This window comes from Actinosynnema sp. NPDC053489 (genome assembly GCF_044544865.1).
Classification (GTDB): Bacteria; Actinomycetota; Actinomycetes; order Mycobacteriales; family Pseudonocardiaceae; genus Actinosynnema.
Window position 1 is genome coordinate 35,567 of sequence record NZ_JBITXT010000024.1, and the last position, 23,398, is coordinate 58,964.

Sequence of the window (23,398 nt, forward strand, 5' to 3'; positions counted from 1 at the left end):
GTGCACGCGCTGGTGTTGTTCTTCGACGACGAGGCCGACCGGGCGGTGCGGGCGCTGTGGCGGCGCATCGGCGCGCGGTCCGGGCTGCCGCCCCACCTGACCTACGCGTCGGCGGGCGTGATCGGCCCGAAGGTGCGCGCCGAGCTGCGCGAGGACCTGTCCCGGCTGTGGCTGCCGGACCTCTGGCTGCACACCCTGGGCGCCACGGGCAGCACCCTGCAGCTCGGCGCGGTCGTGGACGCCGAGCTGCTGGCGGTGCACTCGGCCGTGCACGACGTGCTCGCCGGCCGCGTGAAGAACCCCTCCGCCCGGCACCTGCCGGGCAGCTGGGTGCCGCACTGCGTCCTGCTCGACGGCGAGGGCGACGCGGTGGCGGCCGCGTTCGCCGAGCTGCACCCGATCACGCCGATCCGGGCGAGGGTCCGCGAGCCGGCGATCGTCGACACTCAGACCGGGTCGATCGAACCGCTCAGGAACGCCTCCACCGCGCCCCGGTAGACCTCCGGTGCCTGGTCGTGCACGACGTGCCCGGACTCCGGCACCACCAGGTGCGCCGCACCGGTCCGCCGCGCCACCTCGGCCATCTGCCCGGCCCGCAGGCCGCCGAGCCCGGCCTCGACCACCAGCATCGGGCAGCGGATCGCGTCCACGAAGTGCCAGTAGTCCCGCTCGCCCCACTCGGAGGCGATCTCGTACAGGTCGGACAGGTGCGCGATGAGGTGCCAGCCGTCCTCGCGCTCCTCGAACAGCTCCTCCACCCGCGGCACGTCCACGACGGTCCGCACGTGCGCCAGGGACTCGAACACCGGCGGCCAGGTGTCGAAGTACCACCTCCACTCCTCGACCGTGCGGCCCCGGTTGTCCGGCACCACGTCCTCGGCGACCACCGCGCGCACCAGGTCCGGCCGGGTCGCGGCGAGCGCCCACGCGTGCAGCCCGCCCATCGAGTGCCCGATCACCACGGCCGGCGCGAGGTCGTGGCGCTCGATCACCCCGGCCGCGTCGGCGACGAAGTCCTCGGTGCGGAACGGCCCCCGCACCGGGTTGCGGCCGTGCCCGCGCGCGTCCGGCGCGACCACCCGCCCGTAGGGCTTGAGCCACTGCGCCACCGTCCACCACGTGCTCGCCCGGCTCATCAGGCCGTGCAGGAGCAGGATGCCCTGCCCCGATCCCCCGAACTCCGCGACGCTCATGCGTGCATCATGTCGGCATGGCCATCAGTCCCCGGGCGCGCCCGTACCTGATCGTCGTCATCGTGGTGCTGGTGGTGGCCGGGATCGTGGTGGCGGAGCTGCCCCGGGACCGGCCGACCGACCGGTCGACCGCCGCGCCGACGGCGACGACAGCTCCCCCGGTGGTCGACGCGCGGGGCGGCGACGGCGCGGGCGACCCGTACTACCCGCAGGACGGCAACAGCGGCTACGACGTGGGCGCCTACGACGTGTCGGTCACCTACGACCCGGCGACCAAGCGGCTGGACGGCGTCGCGACGATCACCGCGAGGGCGACCGCCGACCTGGCCCGGTTCAACCTCGACCTGTACGCGCTGAAGGTCGACGCGGTGGAGGTGCGCGCCCGGGCCGCCGCGTTCCGCCAGGAGGGCGACCACGAGCTGGTGATCACGCCCGACGCGCCCCTGACCGGCGGCGAGGAGTTCACCACCACCGTCCGGTACGGCGGCGAGCCGACCCTGTTCGCCGACCGGGCGCTGGGTCGCAGCGGCTGGCAGGTGTCCAAGACCGGTGGCGCGTTCGCGGCGGGCGAGCCGCACTCGGCGACCACCTGGTTCCCGGCCAACGACACCCCGCGCGACAAGGCGTCGTTCGCGTTGACCGCGCGCGTGCCGGAGGGCTGGTCGGTGGTGTCCAACGGCATCGGGGGGAACCCGACCACCGAGGCGGGCTGGACGTCGTTCCGCTGGGTCGCCGAGCAGCCGATGGCGACCTACCTGACCACGATCGCGATCGACCGGTGGACGGTCGAGCGGTCCACCCTGCCCGACGGCACGCCGGTGGTGGACGCCTACGCGCCCGGCGCGGAGAACGGCCGGGAGCACCAGCGGCGGCTGCCCGAGGTGCTGTCGTTCCTGGCCGAGAGGTTCGGGCCCTACCCGTTCAGCTCGGCGGGCGGGATCTTCCTGGCCGACGACATCGGTTTCTCGCTGGAGACGCAGACCCGGCCGGTGTACGCCGGCTGGGCCGACCTCGACACCGTCGTGCACGAGAACGCCCACCAGTGGTTCGGCGACTCGGTGAGCGTGGTGAACTGGGCCGACATCTGCCTGAACGAGTGCTTCGCCTCCTACGCGCAGTGGCTGTGGGCGGAGGCGAAGGACGGCGTCGACCTGGACCAGCGGTACCGCGACGAGGTCCGGCGGGTCGGGGACCGCGACACCTACTGGAACCGCAAGCTCTACGACATGGGCCGCGGCAACGAGTTCCGCGGGGTCTACGACAAGGGCCAGCTCGCCCTGCACGCGTTGCGCCGGCAGGTGGGTGACGCGGCGTTCGACCGGGTGCTGAAGGAGTGGATCGCCGGGCACCGGGGCGGCAACGCGTCGTGGCCGGAGTTCGAGGCGCACGCGGAGCGCGTGTCCGGGCAGGACCTCGACGGCTTCTTCGCCGCCTGGTTCCGGGGCGACCGGGTGCCCGCCGACGAGTTCCTGTACCCGGGAGCCCTCCGCCGGTAACCGGTTACAGTGGTTACATGACCACGTGGACCAGGACGCTGACCGGCCGCGACGGGCAGACCTGGGGCTTCGACCCCGGCAGCTTCGCGCTGGAGCTGCTGCTCAGCGGCGGTCCGGGCGAGTACCGGCGGTACGAGGTGCTGCACGGGCCGGACGACCTGGCGACGTGGCTGGCCGACTCCCGCCTGACCACCACCGCGCCGTTCACGGCGGCCGACGTGCGGGTCACCGAAGCGGAGCTGGCCGCGGTCAAGGAGCTGCGCGACGCGTTCTGGCGGATCGCCCGGGCGATGACCCGCGGTGCCGACGTCCCGGCCGGCGACCTCGACGTGCTCAACGCCGCCACCGCCGAGACGCCCCGGCCGGTCCTCGACCCGGCCACGCGCGCGGTGGCGTGGGCGAGGCCCATCACCGGCGCGCAGGTCCTCGGCGCGGCGGCCCGCGACGCGGTCGGGCTGGTCGCGGGCGGCGGCGTGCGCGAGTGCTCGGCGGCCGACTGCCAACTCGTGTTCCTGGACACCTCCCGGTCCGGCAAGCGGCGCTGGTGCTCCATGGAGCGGTGCGGCAACCGCCACAAGGTCCGCGCCCACCGGGCCCGTCACGAGACGCGACCGGCCCGCGCCCAGTAACGTCGGTGGCATGGCGGTTGTGAAGATCAACGCGATCCACGTGCCCGACGGCTCCGGCCCCGAGCTGGAGAAGCGGTTCGCCGCGCGGCTGGGCGCCGTGGACTCCGAGCCCGGCTTCCTCGGCTTCCAGCTCCTGCGGCCGGTCAAGGGCGACGACCGGTACTTCGTGGTGACCCAGTGGGAGACCGAGGAGGACTTCCGCAACTGGATGGGCGGCCGGGCCAAGGAGGCGCACTCCGGCGAGCGCGCCAAGCCCGTGGGCACCGGCTCGGACCTGCTGGAGTTCGAGGTCGTGCTCAGCTCCGCGCCCAAGAAGTGACCCCGGCGGGGTGGAGGAGGCGCTCGACCGCGCGGCGGAGCTGATCCGGCACGCCGACGCGGTGCTGGTGTGCGCGGGCGCCGGGATGGGCGTCGACTCGGGCCTGCCCGACTTCCGCGGCGCGACCGGCTTCTGGGCGGCCTACCCTCCCTACGAGCGGCTGGGGCTGCGGTTCGAGGAGCTGGCCGACCCGGCGCACTTCGTGGAGGACCCGGCGCTGGCCTGGGGCTTCTACGGCCACCGGCTCGACCTGTACCGGCGCACGACCCCGCACGACGGCTTTCGCGTGCTGCGGGGGTGGGGCGCGCGGGTGTTCACGTCCAACGTGGACGGCCAGTTCCAGCGCGCCGGGTTCACCGACGTGGCCGAGGTGCACGGGTCGATCCACCACCTCCAGTGCGTGGAGCCGTGCACCGACGAGGTGTGGCCCACCGACGACGTCGTGGTGGACGTCGACCCGGTGACGATGCGCGCCACCGGACCGCTGCCGTCGTGCCGCAACTGCGGTGGCCTGGCCCGGCCGAACATCCTCATGTTCGGCGACTGGTCGTGGCTCGGCGGCCCGTCGCAGAAGGCGCTGGACGACCTCGCGCGGTGGCGGCGGGCGCACCGCGACCTGGCCGTGCTGGAGATCGGGGCGGGCGTCGCGGTGCCGACCGTCCGGCGTCAGGCCGAGCTGGCCGCCGCCGCGTCGGGCGCGCTGGTCCGGATCAACCCGCGCGAGCCGGAGGTCCGGCACGGGCGCGGGGTGTCGCTGCCGATGGGGGCGCTGGCGGCGCTCACCGCGCTGGCAGCACGAATCGGGTGACGATCGCCCGGTGGTCCGTCCCGGGCACGTCCAGCACGGTGAAGCCCTCCACCGGGCACCGGTCGTCCACCAGCACGTGGTCGATGGTCACCGGCGGCGGCCAGAGGGCACCGGACGGCCACGTCGGGTCCAGGCCCGCGCCGACCTGGTCGGCCGCGTCGACGTAACCGCTCGTGAGCAGCCGGCGCAGGCCCACGTGGTCCAGCGTGGCGTTGAAGTCGCCCGCCAGCACGCGCACCGGCCCGCCCAGCACCCGCTTCGGCAGGCCCGCCAGGTCGCGCTGCCAGTGCTCCGGCCCCTCGTCGACCACGGGCGGCAGCGGGTGCACCGACACCAGCTCCAGGTCCTCGCCGGGCAGGTCGACCAGCGCGCCCGCCTGGCGCAGCGTGCTGGGCGCGGCGAGCGCGCGCGGCGACACCGGGTAGCGCGACGCGATGCCGGACCCCGAACCGCCGGGTTCGTCCAGGAAGTGCCGGTACGGCAGCACCTCGGCCAGGCCCGCGCGGTCGAGGTCGCGCACCATCGCGGGCGACAACTCCTGCAGCGCCAGCACGTCCACGCGCCGCTCCCGGACCGCCGCCACGACGGCCTCCGCCTCGGCCGTGCCGACCAGCAGGTTCAGCGACATCACGGTCACCTCGCGGCCCACCGCCACCGGGCGCGGGTCGGGGAACGCCCGCGGCGCGACCGCCGCCACCAGCACCGCGGCGACCAGCAGCGTCACCGTGCCGACCGCCCAGCGCCGCGCGAGCAGCGCCACCGCGCCCAGCAGCACGCCCGCCGCCGTGAAGTAGGGCGTGAGGGCGGTCGTCGCCACCATGTGCCGGGTGCCGTCGATGCCGAGCAGCCGCGTGAAGGCCGCGAGCAGGAACGCGATGGCCGCCACGACCAGCAGGAACGTCGTCCCCTTGCGCTTGGTGCGGCGTTCCTCGATGTCGACCACGCGTTCTAGTCTGCCCGAGTGGACGTTTTGCTGACGGGCTTCGAGCCGTTCGACGGCGAGGGCGTCAACCCCTCCTGGGACGCGGTCGACGCGGTGCGACCGGACGGTTACGAGCTGACGCGGCTGCGGCTGCCGTGCGTGTTCGGCGACTCGATCGCCCTGCTGCGCGACGCGCTGGCCGCCCGCCCGTACGACCTGGTCGTGTGCGTGGGGCAGGCCGGTGGGCGGGCCGGGGTCACGCCGGAGCGCGTGGCGGTGAACCTCGACGACGCCCGCATCCCGGACAACGCCGGGGCGCAACCCGTCGACGTGCCGGTGGTGCCGGGCGGGCCGGCGGCGTACTTCACCGGGCTGCCGGTCAAGGCGTGCGTGGCCGCGCTGGAGGCCGAGGGCATCCCCGCGTCGGTGTCGCACACGGCGGGCACGTTCGTGTGCAACCACGTGTTCTACGGCCTGATGCACCTGGTCGCGACCGAGCACCCCGGCGTGCGCGGCGGGTTCGTGCACGTGCCGTTCTCGCCGGAGCAGGCCGAGGGCCGCGGCCTGCCCGGCCTGCCCGTCGCCACCACGGCGCGGGCGCTGGAGCTGATCGTGCGCACGGCGTCGACCACCGCGGTCGACCTGCGGACCACCGCCGGCACCCTGCACTGACCCCGGCACGCGCAACGCCCCCCGGGCGGACCCGGGGGGCGTTGCGTCGGCCGTGCGTCAGGCGGACTCGACGTCCGAGTCGCCGCCCGAGTCGCCACCGGAGGCGGCCAGGTCGACCGGCGGGGCGTCCGGCACCCGCAGCGGCTTGGCCTCGCCGCGGAAGGTGAAGTGCGCCTTGTCGTCGGCCTCGGACTCGCCGTCCCAGCCCTCGACGTCGGTGATGATGATCTGGCCGGGCTGGATCTCCCCGAACAGGATCTTCTCCGACAGCTGGTCCTCGATCTCGCGCTGGATCGTGCGACGCAGCGGCCGGGCGCCGAGCACCGGGTCGAACCCGCGCTTGGCCAGCAGCTTCTTCGCGCGATCGGTGAGCTCGATCGCCATGTCCTTGTTCTTCAACTGCTGCTCGACGCGGGCGATCATCAGGTCCACCATCTTGATGATCTCGTCCTGCGTGAGCTGGTGGAAGACGATGATGTCGTCGATGCGGTTGAGGAACTCGGGCCGGAAGTGCTTCTTCAGCTCGTCGTTGACCTTGTTCTTCATGCGCTCGTAGTTGGACGCGGTGTCCTGACCCGAGGTGAAGCCCAAGCCCACGGCCTTGCTGATGTCCGACGTGCCCAGGTTGGACGTGAAGATGATGACGGTGTTCTTGAAGTCCACCGTCCGGCCCTGACCGTCGGTCAGGCGGCCGTCCTCCAACACCTGGAGCAGCGTGTTGTAGACCTCCTGGTGCGCCTTCTCGATCTCGTCGAACAGCACCACGGAGAACGGCTTGCGGCGCACCTTCTCGGTGAGCTGGCCGCCCTCTTCGTAGCCGACGTACCCGGGAGGGGCACCGAACAGGCGCGACGCCGTGTACCGGTCGTGGAACTCGCCCATGTCGATCTGGATCAGGGCGTCGTCCTCGCCGAACAGGAAGTTCGCCAGCGCCTTGGACAGCTCGGTCTTGCCGACGCCGGACGGGCCGGCGAAGATGAACGAGCCCGACGGGCGCTTCGGGTCCTTCAGACCCGCCCGCGTGCGGCGGATCGCCTGGCTGACCGCCTTGACGGCGTCGACCTGGCCGATGATCCGCTTGTGCAGCTCGTCCTCCATGCGGAGCAGACGCGTGGTCTCCTCCTCGGTGAGCTTGAACACGGGGATGCCGGTCCAGTTCGCCAGCACCTCGGCGATCTGCTCGTCGTCCACCTCGGCGACGACGTCGAGGTCGCCGTCCTTCCACTGCTTCTCCCGCTCGGCCTTCTGGCCGAGCAGCGTCTTCTCCTGGTCGCGGAGCTTCGCGGCGCGCTCGAAGTCCTGCGCGTCGATCGCGGACTCCTTGTCCCGGCGCACGTCGGCGATCTTCTCGTCGAACTCGCGCAGGTCCGGCGGCGCGGTCATCCGGCGGATGCGCATCCGCGCGCCCGCCTCGTCGATCAGGTCGATCGCCTTGTCCGGCAGGAACCGGTCGTTGATGTACCGGTCGGCCAGCGTGGCGGCCGCGACCAGCGCCGAGTCGGTGATCGAGACGCGGTGGTGCGCCTCGTACCGGTCGCGCAGGCCCTTGAGGATCTCGATCGTGTGCTCCAGCGACGGCTCGCCGACCTGGATCGGCTGGAACCGGCGCTCGAGGGCGGGGTCCTTCTCGACGTACTTGCGGTACTCGTCGAGCGTGGTCGCGCCGATGGTCTGCAGCTCGCCGCGGGCCAGCATGGGCTTGAGGATCGACGCCGCGTCGATCGCGCCCTCGGCCGCGCCGGCGCCCACCAGGGTGTGGATCTCGTCGATGAACAGGATGATGTCGCCGCGCGTGCGGATCTCCTTGAGCACCTTCTTGAGGCGCTCCTCGAAGTCACCGCGGTAGCGCGAGCCCGCGACCAGCGAACCCAGGTCGAGCGTGTAGAGCTGCTTGTCCTTCAGCGTCTCGGGCACCTCGCCCTTGACGACCATCTGGGCCAAGCCCTCGACCACGGCGGTCTTGCCCACGCCGGGCTCGCCGATCAGGACCGGGTTGTTCTTGGTGCGGCGGGACAGCACCTGCATGACCCGCTCGATCTCCTTGGTGCGCCCGATCACCGGGTCGAGCTTGCCCTCCCGCGCGCTGGCGGTCAGGTTGCGCCCGAACTGGTCGAGGACCAGGGACGAGGACGGGGTGCCCTCACCGCGGCCGCCGGACTCGGCCGGCTCCTTGCCGCCGGAGTAGCCGGACAGGAGCTGGAGGACCTGCTGGCGCACCCGGTTGAGGTCCGCGCCGAGCTTGACCAGCACCTGGGCGGCGACGCCCTCACCCTCGCGGATCAAGCCGAGCAGGATGTGTTCCGTGCCGATGTAGTTGTGACCGAGCTGGAGCGCCTCGCGCAGCGACAGCTCGAGCACCTTCTTGGCGCGCGGGGTGAAGGGGATGTGGCCGGACGGGGCCTGCTGGCCCTGGCCGATGATCTCCTCGACCTGCTGGCGGACGCCCTCCAGCGCGATCCCCAACGACTCCAGCGCCTTGGCGGCGACACCTTCACCCTCGTGGATCAACCCCAGGAGGATGTGCTCGGTGCCGATGTAGTTGTGGTTGAGCATCCTGGCCTCTTCCTGGGCCAGGACAACCACCCGCCTCGCGCGGTCGGTGAACCTTTCGAACATTCGCACTCCCTGACTGCTGCGCCGGCGGTCCTCGGGCTCACCACTGGCTGACCGTCTGGCTGACCGTGGAGAGCGCGGCACCGTGGGACCACTGTAGTCGCCAGTGCCGACACTCTCAGTTCCCGATCGCAGGCAGCCGTCTTCGGGGATCTCTGACATCGGTACCAACGCGTGATCTGCCAGCGGGATTCCACGGAACCGGGGTTGTCCGCTGACCGCGAACATCCCCCCGTCCGGCGACGCCGGGGGTGACCGGGGTCACCGCGGGGGTACAACTTAGGTGAGCCTGGGTTAGGTTAGGCATGCCTTCAATCCGATCGCCCCCACCGGAACGAAGAGGACTTCCTGGACATGACCGTACCGGCGCAGACCCGCACCTGCGACGTGGTGACGCCCGTCGCGCGGTCCGTCGGGAGGGTCTCGCTGTACGAGGGCTTCGAGGCGCGGTTCGGCCTGCCGGAGGAGCGCGGTGGCTGGGTGCTGTGCTCGGAGTTCACCGGCGGGCCGGAGCGGTTCGACGCGTGGCGCGAGGCGCTGGCGGAGTGGCTTCGGGAGCAGTACGGGGAAGCGCCCGACCGGACCACCGCCGGGTACGTCATGAGCTGGTACCTCGGCGTCGTGGGGATGGCGGGCGGGCTGCTGTTCCACTCCGAGCGGCGGGTGCCGTCGCTGCGGCCCGCCGACGTGGCCGTCAAGGTGGCGTGGGGCGGCCGGCCGCACGTCGTGGGCCTGGCGCTGCTGGCCGAGGAGTTCGCGTGCCTGCCGGACGACCCGGAGGCCGACCACCCGGCGGCGACCGTCGTGGCCGACGAGACGGCGCTGGCGGCGTTGCTGCGGGCCCGGTTCGCGGCGCACGCGGCGGCGTTCGTGGGCGTGTTCGGGCCGACCGTGCGGCTGGGGCGGCGGACGCTGTGGGCGGCGGCGACGGACGCGCTGGACAGCGCGGCGTGGACGGCCGGTCAGCTGTGCGGCGACGAGACGGCGGGCGTGGCGGACTCGGCGCTGCTGCTGCCGGCGAAGCTGGACCCGTTCACCTCGGCGTCGACCCTGCGCGCCACCGGGACGGGCTGGACCCGCCGCCGCGAGAGCTGCTGCTTCCACTTCGCCCTGCCGAACGCCGAACCCTGCGCCACCTGCCCCCGCCTCCCCTGACCCACCCCGTGTGTCGAACCCCGAGGCCCGGTGTGTCGAACGCTCAAGCCTCGTGTGTCGAACGCCCGGGTCCCGTGTGTCGAACCTCCAGGACCCCCGAGTTCAACGCTCGCGGCCTGCCGGCGCGTCCTGAGCGGTGAATTCGGGGGTCCTGAGCGTTCGACACGCGGGACCCGGGCGTTCGACACACGAGGCTTGGAGGTTCGACACACGGGTCAGGGTTCGGGGGTGCGGTGGCGGTGGCCGATCGGGACGACCAGCGGGGTGGCGGAGACCGGGTCCGGGATCACGCGGGCGTCCAGGCCGAACACGTCCAGCAGGTTCGCCTCCGTCAGCACGTCGGCCGGCGCGCCGGCCACCACGATCCGCCCGTCCTTCATCGCGACCAGGCGGTCGGCGTACCGGGCCGCCAGGTTCAGGTCGTGCAGCACCATCACCACGGTCCGGCCGAACTCCCGGTGCAGCCGCTGCACGAGGTCGAGCACGTCGATCTGGTGCGCCAGGTCCAGGTACGTCGTCGGCTCGTCCAGCAGCAGCAGGTCCGTGCCCTGCGCCAGCGCCATCGAGATCCACGCCCGCTGCCGCTGCCCGCCCGACAGCTCGTCCACGGTCCGCCCGGCCAGCTCCGCCATGCCGGTCATGTCCAGCGCCGCCGCGACCGCGGCCTCGTCCTCCGGCGACCACTGCCGGTACCACGCCTGGTGCGGGTGCCGGCCGCGCGCCACCAGCTCCGCCACGGTCAGCCCCTCCGGGGCCTGCGGCGACTGCGGCAGCATCGCCAGCACCTTCGCCACCTCGCGGGTCGGCGTGCGGTCGATCCGCTTGCCGTCCAGCAGCACGGCACCGCCCCGCGCGGGCAGCAGCCGGCCCAGCGCCCGCAGCAGCGTCGACTTGCCGCACCCGTTCGGCCCGATGACCGCCGTCACCGAACCGGACAGGACGTCCAGGTCGAGCCCGGACACCACCAGCCGCTCCCCGTACCCGACGGACAGCGACTGCGCCCGCAGCCGAACAGCGGTCATACCCGGGCCTCCCGGCGACTGCGGACGAGCAGGTACATGAGGTAGGGCGCGCCGAGCACCGCGGTCACCACGCCCACCGGCAGCTCGAACCCGCCGAACGCGAGCCTCGCCACCAGGTCCGACACCACCACGAGGAGCCCGCCGACCACGGCCGACCCCAGCAGCGGCGGCGTGGCGGAGCCGGCCAGCCGCAGCGCGATCTGCGGCGACGCCAGCGCCACGAACGCCACCGGGCCCGCCGCCGCCGTGGCCACGGCCGCCAGCACGACCGCGATCAGCAGCATCACGCTGCGCGCCCCGTTCAGCCGCACGCCCAGCCCGCGCACGGTGTCGTCGTCGAACTGCAGCGCGCCCAGCAGCCGCGAGCCGACCAGCGCCGCCGGCACCAGCACGGCCAGCGCCAGCCCGACCGGCACGACGTGCTCCCACCCGCGCCCGTTGAGGCTGCCGGTGATCCACACCATCGCCCGCGCCGCGTCGGTCACGTCCCCGACGGTCAGCAGGTAGTGGGTGAAGTTGCCGGTCACCGCCGAGACGCCGATGCCGACGAGCACCAGCCGGAACCCCTCGACGCCCCGCCGCCACGCCAGCCCGTGGACCAGCAGGCCGGCCACCAGCCCGCCCGCCAGGCTCGCCAGCGGCACCCCGACGGTCGCCAACGTCCCGCCGACCGCGCCCATCGAGCCGCCGAACGTGATGGCCGTGACCGCGCCCGCAGCCGCGCCCCAGGTGACGCCGAGGATGTCCGGGCTGGCCAGCGGGTTGCGCGCGACCGACTGGAACACCGCACCGGCCAGCCCGAGCGCCGCGCCGACGAACACGCCGGTCAACGCCCGGGGCAGGCGCAGGTCCAGCACGATGAACCGCTGCCCGCGCTGCCCGCCGCCCAGCAGCACGTCGAACACCTGGCCCAGCGGGATCGGGAAGTCGCCGCGGGCCACGCCCACCGCCCCGGCCAGCACCACGAGCGCGAGCCCCGCGACCACCACGGCGGCCGGCCGCCACCGCAGCCGCCCGGACACCGGTCCCAGCCGGAAGCCGGTCACAGCTTCACCAGCTTCCGCCGCCGCACCAGGGCGATGAAGAAGGGCGCGCCGACCAGGGCCATGACGACGCCGACCTCCAGCTCGCCGGGCCTGGCCACCACCCGCCCCACGACGTCGGCCACCAGCAGCACGATCGCGCCGAGCACCCCGGCGAACGGCAGCAGCCACCGGTGGTCCGGCCCGGTCAGCGCCCGCGCCGCGTGCGGCACTACGAGCCCGAGGAACCCGATCGGCCCGCACACCGCCACCGCACCGCCCACCAGCAACGTCGTGGCGACCACGCCGACGATCCTGGTCGCCGCCACCCGCTGGCCGAGGGACCTGGCCACGTCGTCGCCGAGGGCCAGCGCGTTGAGGCCGGTGGCGTTGGCCGCCGCGAGCACGAGCCCGAGCGCGAGGAACGGCAGCACCTGCCACAGCAGGTCGAGGTCGCGCCCGGCGATGCCGCCGACCTGCCAGAACCGGAACGCGTCGAGGCTCTGCCGGTCCAGCAGCACCAGCGCGGACACCAGGCCCTGCATGAGCGCGCTGACCGCCGCGCCGGCCAGCGCCAGCGTGACCGGGGTCGGCCCGCCGCGGCCCGAGCCGAGCAGGAACACCACGACGCTGGCCACGAGCGCGCCGCCGAAGGCGAACCACACGTACCCGTAGAGGTCGGTCACGCCCAGCGTGAAGATCGACAGCACCACCGCGAACGCCGCGCCCTGCGTGACGCCGAGGATGCCCGGGTCGGCGAGCGGGTTGCGGGTGTGGCCCTGCATCAACGCGCCGCCGACGCCCAGCGCCACGCCCACCGCGATGCCCAGCAGGGTCCGCGGCACCCGCAGCTCGCGGATCACCAGGTCGTTCTCCAGCCCGGCGGGCGCGGTCAGCGCGTGCCACACGTCGGCGAGCGGGACGTCCTTCGCGCCGATGGCGACGCTGGCGAGCGCGACCAGGGCGAGGAGCCCGACGAGCAGGACCAGGCGGGTGCTGCGGAGGGCCAACGCGCTCGTTCCTCCCCCGCTCCCGGTCGTTCGGTGAGGTGAGCCTAACCGAACGCGGTCCGAACGGGACCGGGCACGGACCGTACCGCCGAACGGACCACGGGAAGATCACTCGAGCGCCCGCGCGGGTGATCTCCGGAATGGATCTTCACCGCGCCGGCGCGAGTACCGGAAAACAACCGAGGGGCGCCGGAGAATCCGGCGCCCCTTCGTCGATCGACGTAATTGCCGTGGTCTTCACCACGACCGCGACTGGCGTCAGCCCTGCTGGTGGTAAGCCTCCAGCACCTCGGCCGGGATGCGACCGCGATCGGACACCTTCATGCCCTGCTTGCGGGCCCACTCCCGAATCGCCTGGTTCTGCTCGCGATCCGCCGAAGCCGGACGGGCCGCCGCCTTCACACCGGCCGGGCGACCCGGGCCGCGCTTGCGACCGCCCGCCTTGCGGGCGCTGGCGACGAAGTCGGCGAGGGCGTCGCGGAGCCTGGACGCATTGTCCGCAGAAAGGTCGATCTCGTAGGACACACCGTCCAATCCGAAGCCGACCGTCTCCTCGGCCTTCCCACCGTCCAGGTCATCGACCAGGGTCACGGTGACCTTCTGCGCCATGCGTATCCTCCTGGACTCGAATGCGCGGTGTTCCCCGACCGCGACCTAAAGCATTGGCGAGTGCAGGTTAGCGCACAAGTGCGGGAATGCGCCGCCCGGAGTCCGAGAAGTTACTCATTCCGGGCGCACGAGGGGGAACAGGATCGTCTCCCGGATACCGAGACCGGTGAGCGCCATCAGCAGCCGGTCGATGCCCATTCCCACGCCACCGCTCGGTGGCATTCCGTACTCCAGCGATCGCAGAAAGTCTTCGTCGACCGGCATGGCCTCGGCGTCACCGGTCGCGGCAAGGCGGGCCTGGGCTTCCAACCGCTCGCGCTCCACCACCGGGTCCACCAGTTCGGAGTATCCCGTGGCCAACTCGAAACCGCGCACGTACAGGTCCCACTTTTCGGCCACACCCGGACGGGTGCGGTGCTGGCGGGTGAGCGGCGAGGTCTCCACCGGGAAATCGCGCACAAACGTGGGCGCGTGCAGGGTGTCGCCCACCAGGTGCTCCCACAGCTCTTCGACCAGCTTGCCGTGCCCGAGCTTCGGGTCGGTCTCCAGGCCGTGCTTGTCGGCGAGCTCCCGCAGCCGCTCCGGAGTGGTTTCGGGCGTGACTTCTTCGCCCGCCGCCGCGGACAACGACTCGTACATGCCCAACGTGGTCCACTCGCCGCCGAGGTCGTACTCGGAACCGTCGGCCAGCGTCACGACGTGCGAACCGGCCACCGCCATCGCGGCTTCCTGGATCAGCTCGCGGGTCAGCACGGCGTTGGTGTCGTACGTGGCGTACGCCTCGTAGTACTCCAACATCGAGAACTCGGGCGAATGGGACGAGTCCATGCCCTCGTTGCGGAAGTTGCGGTTGATCTCGAAGACCTTCTCGATACCGCCGACCACGCACCGCTTGAGGTACAGCTCCGGCGCGATCCGCAGGAACAGGTCGATGTCCAGCGCGTTCGACCGGGTCACGAACGGCCGGGCGGTGGCGCCGCCCTGCAACGTCTGCAACATCGGGGTCTCGACTTCGACGAAACCACGGCGGTGGAACGACTCCCGCAACGAGCGGACCACCGCGGCCCGGTTGCGGACCGTGTTCCTGGCCTGCTCGCGCAGGATCAGATCGACGTACCGCTGGCGAATGCGGGTTTCCTCGGCGAGTTCCTTGTGCGCGACCGGCAGCGGGCGCAACGCCTTCGCCGCCATCGACCACCGGTCCGCCATCACGGACAGTTCGCCGCGGCGGGACGTGATGACCTCGCCGTGCACGAATACGTGGTCGCCCAGGTCGACGTCGGACTTCCATTCGGCGAGCGCCTGCTCGCCCACGCCGTTCAGGCTCAGCATGGCCTGCAGTTCGGTGCCGTCGCCCTCGCGCAGCGTGGCGAAGCACAACTTGCCGGTGTTGCGGATGAACATGACCCGGCCGGTCACCCCGACCACGTCACCGGTGGACGTGTCCGGTTCCAGGCCCTGGTGCGCTTCGCGCACCTCGCGCAACGTGTGCGTGCGCGCTACTTCGACCGGATACGGGTCGACACCGCGTTCCAGCAGTCGCGCCCGCTTCTCCCGGCGCACCCTCAGCTGCTCGGGGAGATCGTCGTCGCTGGTCGCGGAACCGGTCGCTGGCTGCTCACTCACAGGACGAAGAGTACGGAAAGACCTCTCGGGAAATCGAACCGGATCTCGCTAGGCTCGGGGTGGTGACGGGTGACGACTTGCGGGCACGGCGGGCGAACTCCTTCGGGGCGCACGCGTCGGCATACGCGCAACACCGGCCGGACTACCCGGTCGAGGCCGTTCGGTGGTCGCTGGAGCCGGTGGGCCCGGGACCGCGCGAGGTGCTGGACCTCGCGGCGGGCACCGGCAAGCTGACCGGCGTGCTGATCGCCGAGGGCCACCACGTGACGGCCGTCGAGCCGGACGAGGGCATGCTGTCGGAGCTGGTGCGCCACCACCGCGCGGTGCGCGCGCTGCCCGGCAGCGCGGAGCGCATCCCGGTGCGGGACCACACGGTCGACGCGGTGGTGGTCGGGCAGGCGTTCCACTGGTTCGACGCCGACCGCGCGATGGCCGAGATCGCCCGGGTGCTGCGGCCGGGCGGCGTGCTCGCCGCGCTGTGGAACGACTTCGACGACTCGGTGCCGTGGGTGGCGGAGTTCGTCGCGGTCGCCAGGGGCAGCGTGACCGCCGTGCCCGACGTGCAGCGCGACCCGGTGCCGGAGCACGAGCTGTTCACCGGCACCGCGAACCGCGTCTTCCGGCACCTGCACCGGCGCACCGCCGAGTCCGCGGTGGCGACGATCAACACGCACTCGCACGTGCTGGTGATCGGGGAGGAGGAGCGCGCCGAGCTGAACGCGCGGGTGCTCGCGTTCCTCAAGTCGCGCCCCGAGACCGCCACGGGCGAGTTCGACTTCCCGCTCACCACCTACGTGAAGCGGCTGCGCCGGGTCGCCTGACTCAGGCGCGGTTGCGCTCGAACACCAGCCGCAGGCCCAGCAGGGTCAGGTCCGGCACGTGCGACCGGATCTCGGCCGACTCCGCCACCACCAGCGGGGCGAGGCCGCCGGTCGCGATGACCGCCACCGGTCCCGGCTCGCTCTGCTGCAACTCGTCCACGATCCGGCGGACCAGGCCGTCGACCTGGCCGACGAACCCGTAGACGATGCCGGACTGCAGGCACTCCACCGTGTTCTTGCCGATCACTGACCGGGGCCGCACCAGCTCCACCTTGCGCAGCTGGGCGGCGCGGGCGGCCAGCGCGTCCACGGAGATCTCGATGCCCGGCGCGAGCGCGCCGCCGAGGAACTCGCCCTTGGCCGAGATCACGTCCAGGTTCGTGGACGTGCCGAAGTCGACCACGACGCACGCCGTGCTGTGCAGGTGGTGCGCGGCCAGCGTGTTGATCACCCGGTCGGAGCCGACCTCCTTGGGGTTGTCCACGAGCAGCGGCACGCCGGTGCGCACACCCGGTTCCACCAGCACCTTCGGCACGGTGGAGTAGTACCGGCCGAGCATCACCCGCAGCTCGCGCAGCACCGCGGGCACGGTGGACAGCGCCGAGATGCCGGTGATCGCGTCGGCGTACTCGCCGAGCAGGCCGCGCATGGTCAGCGCCAGCTCGTCGGCGGTCATCCGGGCGTCGGTGCGCATCCGCCAGTCCCGCAGCAGCCTGGCGGAGTCGCCCGTGCCGTCGTACAGGCCGAGCACGATGTTGGTGTTGCCGACGTCGATCGCGAGCAGCACTGCGCGTTCCCCCTAGTCCTCGGCCTGGATCAACGCGTCCAGCGCCGCCGCGTCCTCGGTCTCCGCCGCCACCGGCTCCGGCTGCGCCGGGACGACCGCGGTGGTCGACCCGTTGACCAGCCCGGAACCCGCCGGCGCGTGCGCCGGGTCGGCGCCCAGCTCGACCACCTTGTTGTCGGCGTCGACGAAGACCACCTTCGGTTCGTACGCCCGCGCCTCGGCGTCGTCCATCTGCCCGTAGGCGATGAGGATCACCAGGTCACCCGGCTTGACCAGGTGCGCCGCCGCGCCGTTGATGCCGATCACGCCCGTGCCGCGCGCGCCGGGGATGACGTAGGTCTCCAAGCGCGCGCCGTTGGTGACGTCGACGATCGCGACCTGCTCGCCGGCCAGCAGGTCGGCGGCCTCCATCAGGTCCTCGTCCACCGTGACGGAACCGACGTAGTGCAGGTCGGCCTGGGTCACTGTGGCGCGGTGGATCTTCGACTTCAACATGGTGCGGAACATGGCCGTCCCCCTCACTCGTCGCCGGTGCCGAGCAGCACGGCGACGTTGTCGATCAGTCGGGTGGAGCCGACGCGGGCGGCCACCAGCAGGCGGGCGTCGCCGTTCTCCGGCGCCGGACCGAGGTCGGGCGCGCGCAGCTCCAGGTAGTCGAGCTCGACGCCGGGCGCCGCGGCGAGCGTGTCCCGCGCGGCCCGCAGCACCGCCTCCGCGCCCTGGCCGCTGACGTACGAGCCCGCCACCAGGGCGGCGGACAGCGCGGTCGCGGCGGTGCGCTCCTCCTCGGACAGGTAGCGGTTGCGCGAGGACAGCGCCAGGCCGTCCGGCTCGCGCACGGTCGGCACGCCCACCACGTCCAGCGGGAAGTTCAGGTCGCGCGCCATCCGGTGGATCAGCGTGAGCTGCTGGTAGTCCTTCTCGCCGAACACCGCGTAGGTCGGCTGGACGATGTTGAACAGCTTGGCCACCACGGACAGCACGCCGGCGAAGTGACCGGGCCGGGTGCGGCCCTCCAGCTCGTCGCCGAGCGGGCCGGGGTGCACGGTGACCGTGCCGCCGGGCGGGTACATGTCCTCCACCGACGGCGCGAACACCAGCCCGGCGCGCTCCGCGCGGCAGATGTCCACATCGGACTCGAAGCTGCGCGGGTAGCGGTCGAAGTCCTCGTTCGGGCCGAACTGGGTCGGGTTCACGAAGATGGAGACGACGACCACGGTGTTCTGCATGACGTGCGCCTCGCGGATCAGCTTGCGGTGACCCTCGTGGAGCGCGCCCATGGTCGGCACCAGCGCGATGTTGCGACCGGCCGCCTTCAACGCCCTGGTGACGCGGCGCAACCGTTCCGGGTCGCGGTGCACCGTCACGTCGTTCGGCGTGTAGTCGTCCTTGGTGAGCGGCTTGGTCATGCCTGTCCCTCTAGGGTGGTGCGGACTTCGGACGCGAGTTCCGGCTTGAGCAGCCCGGCGGCCCGGGCGCGCGCCGCGGTGCGGAGCGCGAGCACCCGGTAGGCGGGCAGCGCGTCGACGCCGGTGTCGGAGGCCGCCCCGGCGAGCACGGCCAGGTGCTTGGCCACGGTGCCCGCGTCGCCCCGCGCGACGGGGCCCGTGAGCGCGCGGTCGCCGTGCCGCAGGGCGTTGTCGAGCGCGGCGGACAGCAGCGGGCCGAGCATCCGCTCGGCGTCGGCGATGCCCGCGCCGCGCAGCAGGTCGGCGCAGTCGGCGACCAGGGTGATCAGGTGGTTCGCGCCGTGCGCGAGGGCCGCGTGGTAGAGCGGGCGGGCCGCCTCGGGCACGCGCACCGGCTCGGCGGACATCTCCACCACCAGCGCCTCGCCGACCCGCCAGGCGATCTCGTCGTCGTCGGCCGCGGTGACGCCGACGGAGCAGGCGTTGACCCGCTGCACGTCCTCGACCCGGCCGGTGAACGTCATCACGGGGTGCAGGGCCATGCACAGCGCGCCCAGCTCGGCGGCCGGCCGCAGCACCTCCACGCCCTGCGCGCCGCTGGTGTGCACGACGATCTGGCCGGCGCGCAGCGAACCGGTGGCGACGAGGCCGCGGACCAGGCCCGGCAGCTCGTCGTCGGGCACGGCGAGCAGCACCAGGTCGGCGGAGGCGGCCACCTCGGGCGGCGACAGCACCGGCACGTCCGGCAGCAGCTCCTCGGCACGCCGCAACGAGGCGCGGGACACGGCGGAGACGGCGCTCACGACGTGCCCCGACCGGGCCAGCGCGGCGCCCAGCACCGAACCCACCCGGCCGGCGGAGATCACTCCCACGGCCAACCGCGCGGGGCGGGGGGTCGCGTCCATGCGACGTAACTCCTTCAAGGCGGCGTTCCAGGCCCGAGGCTTCGGGTACCGGACGACGGCCGCGAGCGTAATCCGGCGGGTCGGGGTGGACCGTCAACTGCGACGAACGCCACCCGCGGCCTTCAGCGCGCCCGGCGCGTCCACGGCCGCCTGACGTGCGGCGACGAGGGCGGCGAGCAGCTTGGCGTGACGTTCCTCCGCGTCGTTGCCCGCCGTGCCGTTGGCCATGCGGTGCCGCAGGAACGCCAGCTCCGTGGCCGCCACCTGGTAGCCCGCGACCGCCTTGGCCGCCTCGTCGCCGACCTTGCGCCTCACCGCGCGCCGCCACCGGCTGCGGCCCTGCAGGCTCGCCAGCAGGGTGACCTCGCTGGAGGCGATCCACTTGTTGGCCGCCATGGCCGGCAGCTGGCCCGCGACGATCCGCTGCTCCCGGCGGCGCTGCCAGACGACCATCAGCACCATGCCCGCGAAGACCGGCACCATGATCAGGAAGTACAGGTTGATGAACGTGGAGCCGGTGCCGACGGTGGTGGAGAAGTTCCACAGCGAGTGCAGCCCGGCCGCGCCGAGGTAGCCCAGCACGGGCGCGGCGACCTGGACCCGCCTGCTGCCGCTCAGGGCGGCGATGCCGATCCCGATGCCGGTCATCGACGTGAACAGCGGGTGCGCGAACGGCGAGAGCACGCCCCGCAGGATGAACAGCGCGATCACGCCGCTGCCCAGGTCGCCGAACCCGCTGTCGGAGAAGACGCGGGCGAAGTACCAGATGTTCTCGGTGAACGCGAAGCCCGCGGCCGTGACGCCCGCGTACACCACGCCGTCCACCACGCCGTCGAACTCCTGCCGGCGGCGCAGGAACAGCACCACGATGAACGCCGCCTTCGCGGCCTCCTCGGTGATCGGCGCGCCCACCACGGCGGCGAACGTGCTGCCGTCGTCGCCGTTGATGAGCTGGCCGAGCACGTGCGCGGTCTGGTTGAACACCAGGGAGGTGATCGTCGCGCCGCACGCGCCCCAGAGGAACGCCAGCAGCAGGATCCTGGCGGGCTCCGGCTCCCAGCGGTCGACCCACAGGTACGCGCCGATCACGGCGAGGACGGGCAGCAGCGCGGCCACCGCGCCGACCAGGATCGGCAGCAGGCCCGTCCGGGACGTGCCCAGGCCGAACAGGACCAGCCCGCACACGCCCAGCGCGACCAGGCCCAGGACCGGGAGCAGGACGGTCCAGCGCTGCTGGTCGACTCGCTTGCGGGCGGGAGTGCTCACGGGGGAACTTTAAAGGGACACTTGACCGGTGGTGGAGTCGGAAGCCCTGTGGCGGGAGGCGCTGTACGGGCCCTCGGGTTTCTTCACGCGCGGCGAGGTCCCCGCGGACCACTTCCGCACCGCGCCGCTGATCGGCCCTGAGCTGGCCGAAGCGCTGCTCCTGCTGCTCGATCGGGTGGACTTCGCCCTCGGCAGGCCGGCTCGGCTGGACTTCGTGGACGTGGGCGCGGGCGGCGGTGAGCTGGCGGGCGCGGTGCGGTCGTCGGCGTCGGGTCCGCTGGCCGCGCGGCTGGTCGTGACGGCGGTGGACGTGGGTCCGGCGCGGTCGGTGCCGGGGGTGCGGTGGCGGCGGGACCTGCCGTCGTCGGTGTGCGGGCTGCTGGTCGGGCACGAGTGGCTGGACGCGGTGCCGTGCCCGGCGGTGACGGGGCCGTTCACCCACCCGTGGCTGGACCGGTGGTGGCCGGTGCGGGACGGGGAGCGGGCCGAGGTCGGCGAGCCGCGGGACGCGGCGTGGGCGGACGCGGTGTCGCGGGTGGCGCGCGGTGCGGCGCTGGCGGTCGACTACGGGCACCTGCGGGAGGACCGGGTGGCGGGGCGGTACGCGGGCGGGACGTTCGCCGCGTACCGGGGTGGGCGGCGGGTGGAGCCGGTGTTCGACGGGAGTTGCGACCTGACGGCGCACGTGGCGCTGGACGCGTGCGCCGAGGCGGCCGGCGGGGAGTGGGTGCTGGTCTCGCAGCGGGACGCCCTGGGGGCGCTGGGCCTGGCCGGCACCGCGCCACCGCCGCCACTGGCCGGTGCGGCGGTGGCTCACGCCCCGCTGGCCGAACCGGACCCGGCGACCGGATCGGGCACCTCGATCGAACCGGCCGGGCTCGGGACCGCGGCCGGGCCGGGCGAAGGCACCGGCGTGGACGGGCGCGGGCGGGTGGCGGCCGGGTTGGCGTGGTTGGCGGCGGCGGAGCGGGCGTCGCGGGTGGCCGAGCTGCGGGACCCGGGCGGGTTGGGGGCGTTCGGCTGGCTGCTGCACGGCGTCGGCGTGCCCGTGTCGGCCCTCCTGCCGCCCCTGCCCCCGTGGCGGCCCTGACCGGCGACCCGGGGACCTACAGCGACCAGGGCGGCGTCAGCCGCTGCCCCCGCACCGAACCGGTGATCCCGACCGACGTGGCCACCAGCACCCTCGCCGGCCCGCCGACGAGCTGGAACTCCACGTGCGGCGGGACGACGACGGTGTCCCCGGCGACCGCCGCCACCTCGTTGATCGTCACCTCCCCCTCCAGGACGTGGAAGACCTCCTCCTTGTCGACCTCGTGCCGCTCGCTCGCGGCGTCGGCCGGCACCTCCACCGTCCACAGCGCGATCTGCGTGCTACCGCCCCGCGACGGGGTGGCGCAGGGGTGGAACACGAACCCGTGGCGCTCGAACATCGCTCTCCAAACTAGTCAACTTAGTTGTCCAGTTGCAGACTAGGCGACCGTGGAGCCCGTGTCGATGTTGTTCGCCAGGACGTTCCGCGTGATGACCGACCGCTTCCACGAACGGCTGGCCGAACGCGACCTCGAACCGCTGCGCCCGGCGCACGGCTACGCCTTCCGCTACCTCGCCGACCAGCCCTCCGCCACCGCCGTCGACCTCGCGAGCCACCTGGGCGTCTCCAAGCAGGCCGCGACCAGGACCGTCGCCGAGCTGGTCGAGTGGGGCTACGTCCACCGGACCGCGCACCCGACCGACCGCCGCGCCCACGCCCTCGCCCTCACCGGCAAGGGCCGCTCCTACCTGCGGCTCGCCGACGAGCTGTGGGCCGAGCTCGAGGCGGAGTTCGCCGACGTCGTCGGCGCGCGCCAACTGGCCGTGCTGCGGGAAGCACTGGAGACCTACCTCGCCGGCGCGACCGGCGGCCTGCGCCCCGTCTGGTGACGGCGGCCGTGCGACGATGACGGACGTGGAGATCACCGTTGGCGTGGGCGCGGGAGCACGCCACCTCGGCGTGGACCGGGTGGTCGACCTCGGCCCCCTGCACCCGTCGGCGCACGGCGCGTACCGGCTGCGCCTGACCGTCCGCGACGACGGGGTCATCACCGCCGCCACCCCGCTCGTCGGGCACCTGCACCGGGGCGCGGAGAAGCTGTTCGAGGTCCGCGACTACCGGCAGGTCCTCACCCTGGCCAACCGGCACGACTGGCTCGCCGCCTTCTGCAACGAGCTGGTGGTCGCGCTGGCCGTGGAGCGGATGACCGGGATGGACGTGCCACCGCGCGCCCAGGTGCTGCGCGTGCTGCTGTGCGAGCTGAACCGCATCATGGCGCACCTGGTGTTCCTCGCCCCGCTCACCGGGGCGCGCGACCGGGACGCGGTGCAGGCCGTGCTGGAGGAGGCGTCGGGCGGGCGGATCCACTTCATGGCCAACCGGATCGGCGGGCTGCGCGAGGACGTGCCGGCCGGCTGGACCGGTCGCGTCCGCGAGGTGCTGTCCACTGTGGACCCCGGTGAGGCGCCGGAGGGGTTGGCGGGCCTGGGAGTCCTCGACCGGGACGCGGCGCTGGCGTTCGGGGTGACCGGCCCGATCGGACGGGCGTCCGGAGTGGACTTCGACCTGCGCCGCGACGACCCGCTGCCCGGCTACCGGAACCTGGGCGTGCGCCCGGTGGTCCGCGCGGAGGGCGACGCGCTGGCCCGCGTCCGCTGCCTGGTGGACGAGGTGCACCAGTCCGTCGCGCTGGCCGGCCGGTGCCTGGACGACCTGCCGACCGGGCCGGTGAACCTGCGCCTGCCCAAGGCGGTCAAAGCGCCCGAGGGCTCGGTCTACACGTGGGTCGAGGCCCCGCTGGGCACGTCGGGCGTGCACCTCGCGTCACGCGGCGAGAAGACGCCGTGGCGGCTGAAGCTGCGCACGCCGTCGTTCAACAACGTGCAGGCGCTGTCCGCGCTGCTGCCCGGCACGGAGGTGGCGGACCTGCCCGCGGTGCTCGGGTCGTTCGCCGTGGTCGTCGGCGACATCGACAAGTGACGCGCTAGTTGTACTGCCCCGTGAGGTTGGGGACGCGGCTGGCGGGTGGTAGGCCCTTGAGTGCGGTGTGGCCGCGGTGGTGATTGTAGGTGTGCAGCCATCGC

The 23,398-nt window shown here is 72.9% G+C and carries 25 protein-coding genes; 11 read left to right on the forward strand and 14 right to left on the reverse strand.

Annotated elements, in window-relative coordinates:
- Positions 1 to 498, forward strand: a complete 498-nt coding sequence (locus ACIGNX_RS33795; RefSeq protein WP_396545470.1) for a 2'-5' RNA ligase family protein — start codon at positions 1 to 3, stop codon at positions 496 to 498.
- Here ACIGNX_RS33795 and ACIGNX_RS33800 read toward each other — a convergent pair.
- Positions 447 to 1,193 carry an alpha/beta fold hydrolase gene (locus ACIGNX_RS33800; RefSeq protein ID WP_396545472.1) on the reverse strand — a complete coding sequence of 249 codons (747 nt, stop codon included), beginning with the start codon at positions 1,191 to 1,193 and terminating at the stop codon, positions 447 to 449. The genes ACIGNX_RS33795 and ACIGNX_RS33800 overlap by 52 nt on opposite strands.
- Positions 1,194 to 1,210: 17 nt before the next feature.
- Here ACIGNX_RS33800 and ACIGNX_RS33805 point away from each other — a divergent pair, with 17 nt between their 5' ends.
- From ACIGNX_RS33805 to ACIGNX_RS33820, 4 genes are read left to right on the forward strand one after another with little or no spacing between them, the layout of a single operon-like run.
- On the forward strand, positions 1,211 to 2,689 hold the full coding sequence (locus ACIGNX_RS33805) for a M1 family metallopeptidase (protein ID WP_396545474.1): 1,479 nt from the start codon (positions 1,211 to 1,213) through the stop codon (positions 2,687 to 2,689).
- Between the two features lie 17 nt (positions 2,690 to 2,706).
- Entirely contained in the window at positions 2,707 to 3,318 is a 612-nt protein-coding gene (locus ACIGNX_RS33810) for a CGNR zinc finger domain-containing protein (RefSeq protein WP_396545476.1), read from the forward strand.
- Between the two features lie 10 nt (positions 3,319 to 3,328).
- Entirely contained in the window at positions 3,329 to 3,637 is a 309-nt protein-coding gene (locus ACIGNX_RS33815; protein WP_396545478.1) for an antibiotic biosynthesis monooxygenase family protein, read from the forward strand.
- A gap of 10 nt (positions 3,638 to 3,647) precedes the next feature.
- A complete protein-coding gene (locus ACIGNX_RS33820; RefSeq protein WP_396545480.1) occupies positions 3,648 to 4,445 on the forward strand; it encodes an SIR2 family NAD-dependent protein deacylase in 798 nt (265 codons plus the stop codon).
- Here the strand turns inward: ACIGNX_RS33820 and ACIGNX_RS33825 are convergent.
- Positions 4,417 to 5,388 carry an endonuclease/exonuclease/phosphatase family protein gene (locus ACIGNX_RS33825; RefSeq protein WP_396545482.1) on the reverse strand — a complete coding sequence of 324 codons (972 nt, stop codon included), beginning with the start codon at positions 5,386 to 5,388 and terminating at the stop codon, positions 4,417 to 4,419. The two genes, ACIGNX_RS33820 and ACIGNX_RS33825, sit on opposite strands and share 29 nt — an antisense overlap.
- 18 nt (positions 5,389 to 5,406) lie before the next feature.
- Here ACIGNX_RS33825 and pcp point away from each other — a divergent pair, with 18 nt between their 5' ends.
- The gene (gene pcp, locus ACIGNX_RS33830; RefSeq protein WP_396545484.1) at positions 5,407 to 6,039 is read left to right on the forward strand and encodes a pyroglutamyl-peptidase I; all 633 of its coding nucleotides are present in this window, start codon (positions 5,407 to 5,409) and stop codon (positions 6,037 to 6,039) included.
- Positions 6,040 to 6,096: 57 nt separating this feature from the next.
- Here pcp and ACIGNX_RS33835 read toward each other — a convergent pair whose 3' ends face one another.
- The gene (locus ACIGNX_RS33835) at positions 6,097 to 8,655 is read right to left on the reverse strand and encodes an ATP-dependent Clp protease ATP-binding subunit (protein ID WP_396545486.1); all 2,559 of its coding nucleotides are present in this window, start codon (positions 8,653 to 8,655) and stop codon (positions 6,097 to 6,099) included.
- 351 nt (positions 8,656 to 9,006) lie between these two features.
- On the opposite strand from ACIGNX_RS33835, the gene ACIGNX_RS33840 reads away from it, so the two are divergent.
- Positions 9,007 to 9,807, forward strand: a complete 801-nt coding sequence (locus tag ACIGNX_RS33840) for a (2Fe-2S)-binding protein (protein ID WP_396545488.1) — start codon at positions 9,007 to 9,009, stop codon at positions 9,805 to 9,807.
- Positions 9,808 to 10,022: 215 nt separating this feature from the next.
- On the opposite strand, the gene ACIGNX_RS33845 is transcribed toward ACIGNX_RS33840, so the two are convergent.
- The 5 genes from ACIGNX_RS33845 to lysS form a co-directional block, all read right to left on the reverse strand.
- Positions 10,023 to 10,829 carry an ABC transporter ATP-binding protein gene (locus tag ACIGNX_RS33845; RefSeq protein WP_396545490.1) on the reverse strand — a complete coding sequence of 269 codons (807 nt, stop codon included), beginning with the start codon at positions 10,827 to 10,829 and terminating at the stop codon, positions 10,023 to 10,025.
- Positions 10,826 to 11,875, reverse strand: a complete 1,050-nt coding sequence (locus tag ACIGNX_RS33850) for a FecCD family ABC transporter permease (protein ID WP_396545492.1) — start codon at positions 11,873 to 11,875, stop codon at positions 10,826 to 10,828. The genes ACIGNX_RS33845 and ACIGNX_RS33850 overlap by 4 nt, the downstream gene beginning before the upstream one ends.
- On the reverse strand, positions 11,872 to 12,861 hold the full coding sequence (locus ACIGNX_RS33855) for a FecCD family ABC transporter permease (protein ID WP_396545494.1): 990 nt from the start codon (positions 12,859 to 12,861) through the stop codon (positions 11,872 to 11,874). The genes ACIGNX_RS33850 and ACIGNX_RS33855 overlap by 4 nt, the downstream gene beginning before the upstream one ends.
- Positions 12,862 to 13,119: 258 nt before the next feature.
- On the reverse strand, positions 13,120 to 13,470 hold the full coding sequence (locus ACIGNX_RS33860; RefSeq protein WP_396545496.1) for an Lsr2 family protein: 351 nt from the start codon (positions 13,468 to 13,470) through the stop codon (positions 13,120 to 13,122).
- A gap of 114 nt (positions 13,471 to 13,584) precedes the next feature.
- Positions 13,585 to 15,096: a lysine--tRNA ligase gene (lysS, locus tag ACIGNX_RS33865; RefSeq protein WP_396545498.1), complete on the reverse strand. Its 1,512-nt coding sequence runs from the start codon at positions 15,094 to 15,096 to the stop codon at positions 13,585 to 13,587.
- Between the two features lie 62 nt (positions 15,097 to 15,158).
- Between lysS and ACIGNX_RS33870 the strand changes: the two genes are divergently transcribed.
- Complete coding sequence (locus tag ACIGNX_RS33870) at positions 15,159 to 15,917, forward strand: class I SAM-dependent methyltransferase (RefSeq protein ID WP_396545500.1); 759 nt, start codon at positions 15,159 to 15,161, stop codon at positions 15,915 to 15,917.
- 1 nt (position 15,918) lies between these two features.
- On the opposite strand, the gene ACIGNX_RS33875 is transcribed toward ACIGNX_RS33870, so the two are convergent.
- The 5 genes from ACIGNX_RS33875 to ACIGNX_RS33895 form a co-directional block, all read right to left on the reverse strand.
- Entirely contained in the window at positions 15,919 to 16,704 is a 786-nt protein-coding gene (locus ACIGNX_RS33875) for a type III pantothenate kinase (RefSeq protein WP_396545502.1), read from the reverse strand.
- Between the two features lie 12 nt (positions 16,705 to 16,716).
- Positions 16,717 to 17,211: an aspartate 1-decarboxylase gene (gene panD, locus ACIGNX_RS33880; RefSeq protein ID WP_396545504.1), complete on the reverse strand. Its 495-nt coding sequence runs from the start codon at positions 17,209 to 17,211 to the stop codon at positions 16,717 to 16,719.
- A gap of 11 nt (positions 17,212 to 17,222) precedes the next feature.
- Positions 17,223 to 18,113, reverse strand: coding sequence for a pantoate--beta-alanine ligase (gene panC, locus ACIGNX_RS33885; RefSeq protein ID WP_396545506.1), 891 nt, complete (start codon positions 18,111 to 18,113; stop codon positions 17,223 to 17,225).
- Positions 18,110 to 19,018, reverse strand: coding sequence for a Rossmann-like and DUF2520 domain-containing protein (locus ACIGNX_RS33890; protein ID WP_396545508.1), 909 nt, complete (start codon positions 19,016 to 19,018; stop codon positions 18,110 to 18,112). Before ACIGNX_RS33890 ends, panC begins: the two co-directional genes overlap by 4 nt.
- Positions 19,019 to 19,111: 93 nt before the next feature.
- Positions 19,112 to 20,284, reverse strand: coding sequence for a PrsW family intramembrane metalloprotease (locus tag ACIGNX_RS33895; RefSeq protein ID WP_396545510.1), 1,173 nt, complete (start codon positions 20,282 to 20,284; stop codon positions 19,112 to 19,114).
- A 28-nt stretch (positions 20,285 to 20,312) separates the two neighbouring features.
- Here ACIGNX_RS33895 and ACIGNX_RS33900 point away from each other — a divergent pair, with 28 nt between their 5' ends.
- Positions 20,313 to 21,374, forward strand: a complete 1,062-nt coding sequence (locus tag ACIGNX_RS33900) for an SAM-dependent methyltransferase (protein WP_396545512.1) — start codon at positions 20,313 to 20,315, stop codon at positions 21,372 to 21,374.
- 16 nt (positions 21,375 to 21,390) lie between these two features.
- Here the strand turns inward: ACIGNX_RS33900 and ACIGNX_RS33905 are convergent, their stop codons facing one another.
- Positions 21,391 to 21,714, reverse strand: coding sequence for a cupin domain-containing protein (locus ACIGNX_RS33905; protein WP_396545514.1), 324 nt, complete (start codon positions 21,712 to 21,714; stop codon positions 21,391 to 21,393).
- Between the two features lie 64 nt (positions 21,715 to 21,778).
- Between ACIGNX_RS33905 and ACIGNX_RS33910 the strand changes: the two genes are divergently transcribed.
- Both ACIGNX_RS33910 and ACIGNX_RS33915 read left to right on the forward strand, forming a co-directional pair.
- Entirely contained in the window at positions 21,779 to 22,204 is a 426-nt protein-coding gene (locus ACIGNX_RS33910) for a MarR family winged helix-turn-helix transcriptional regulator (RefSeq protein WP_396545518.1), read from the forward strand.
- 16 nt (positions 22,205 to 22,220) lie between these two features.
- Positions 22,221 to 23,294: an NADH-quinone oxidoreductase subunit D gene (locus tag ACIGNX_RS33915; RefSeq protein ID WP_396545516.1), complete on the forward strand. Its 1,074-nt coding sequence runs from the start codon at positions 22,221 to 22,223 to the stop codon at positions 23,292 to 23,294.
- Positions 23,295 to 23,398 lie beyond the last annotated feature (104 nt).

What these genes read in the sequence shown, in the direction of transcription:
- ACIGNX_RS33890 (WP_396545508.1), bottom strand. Translation starts at nt 19,018, where the DNA reads ATGGACGCGACCCCCCGCCCCGCGCGGTTGGCCGTGGGAGTGATCTCC.
- ACIGNX_RS33800 (WP_396545472.1), bottom strand. Translation starts at nt 1,193, where the DNA reads ATGAGCGTCGCGGAGTTCGGGGGATCGGGGCAGGGCATCCTGCTCCTG.
- ACIGNX_RS33835 (WP_396545486.1), bottom strand. Translation starts at nt 8,655, where the DNA reads ATGTTCGAAAGGTTCACCGACCGCGCGAGGCGGGTGGTTGTCCTGGCC.
- ACIGNX_RS33810 (WP_396545476.1), top strand. Translation starts at nt 2,707, where the DNA reads ATGACCACGTGGACCAGGACGCTGACCGGCCGCGACGGGCAGACCTGG.
- ACIGNX_RS33845 (WP_396545490.1), bottom strand. Translation starts at nt 10,829, where the DNA reads ATGACCGCTGTTCGGCTGCGGGCGCAGTCGCTGTCCGTCGGGTACGGG.
- ACIGNX_RS33805 (WP_396545474.1), top strand. Translation starts at nt 1,211, where the DNA reads ATGGCCATCAGTCCCCGGGCGCGCCCGTACCTGATCGTCGTCATCGTG.
- panC (WP_396545506.1), bottom strand. Translation starts at nt 18,113, where the DNA reads ATGACCAAGCCGCTCACCAAGGACGACTACACGCCGAACGACGTGACG.
- ACIGNX_RS33915 (WP_396545516.1), top strand. Translation starts at nt 22,221, where the DNA reads ATGACGGACGTGGAGATCACCGTTGGCGTGGGCGCGGGAGCACGCCAC.
- ACIGNX_RS33840 (WP_396545488.1), top strand. Translation starts at nt 9,007, where the DNA reads ATGACCGTACCGGCGCAGACCCGCACCTGCGACGTGGTGACGCCCGTC.
- ACIGNX_RS33905 (WP_396545514.1), bottom strand. Translation starts at nt 21,714, where the DNA reads ATGTTCGAGCGCCACGGGTTCGTGTTCCACCCCTGCGCCACCCCGTCG.
- panD (WP_396545504.1), bottom strand. Translation starts at nt 17,211, where the DNA reads ATGTTCCGCACCATGTTGAAGTCGAAGATCCACCGCGCCACAGTGACC.
- ACIGNX_RS33860 (WP_396545496.1), bottom strand. Translation starts at nt 13,470, where the DNA reads ATGGCGCAGAAGGTCACCGTGACCCTGGTCGATGACCTGGACGGTGGG.
- ACIGNX_RS33815 (WP_396545478.1), top strand. Translation starts at nt 3,329, where the DNA reads ATGGCGGTTGTGAAGATCAACGCGATCCACGTGCCCGACGGCTCCGGC.
- ACIGNX_RS33910 (WP_396545518.1), top strand. Translation starts at nt 21,779, where the DNA reads ATGTTGTTCGCCAGGACGTTCCGCGTGATGACCGACCGCTTCCACGAA.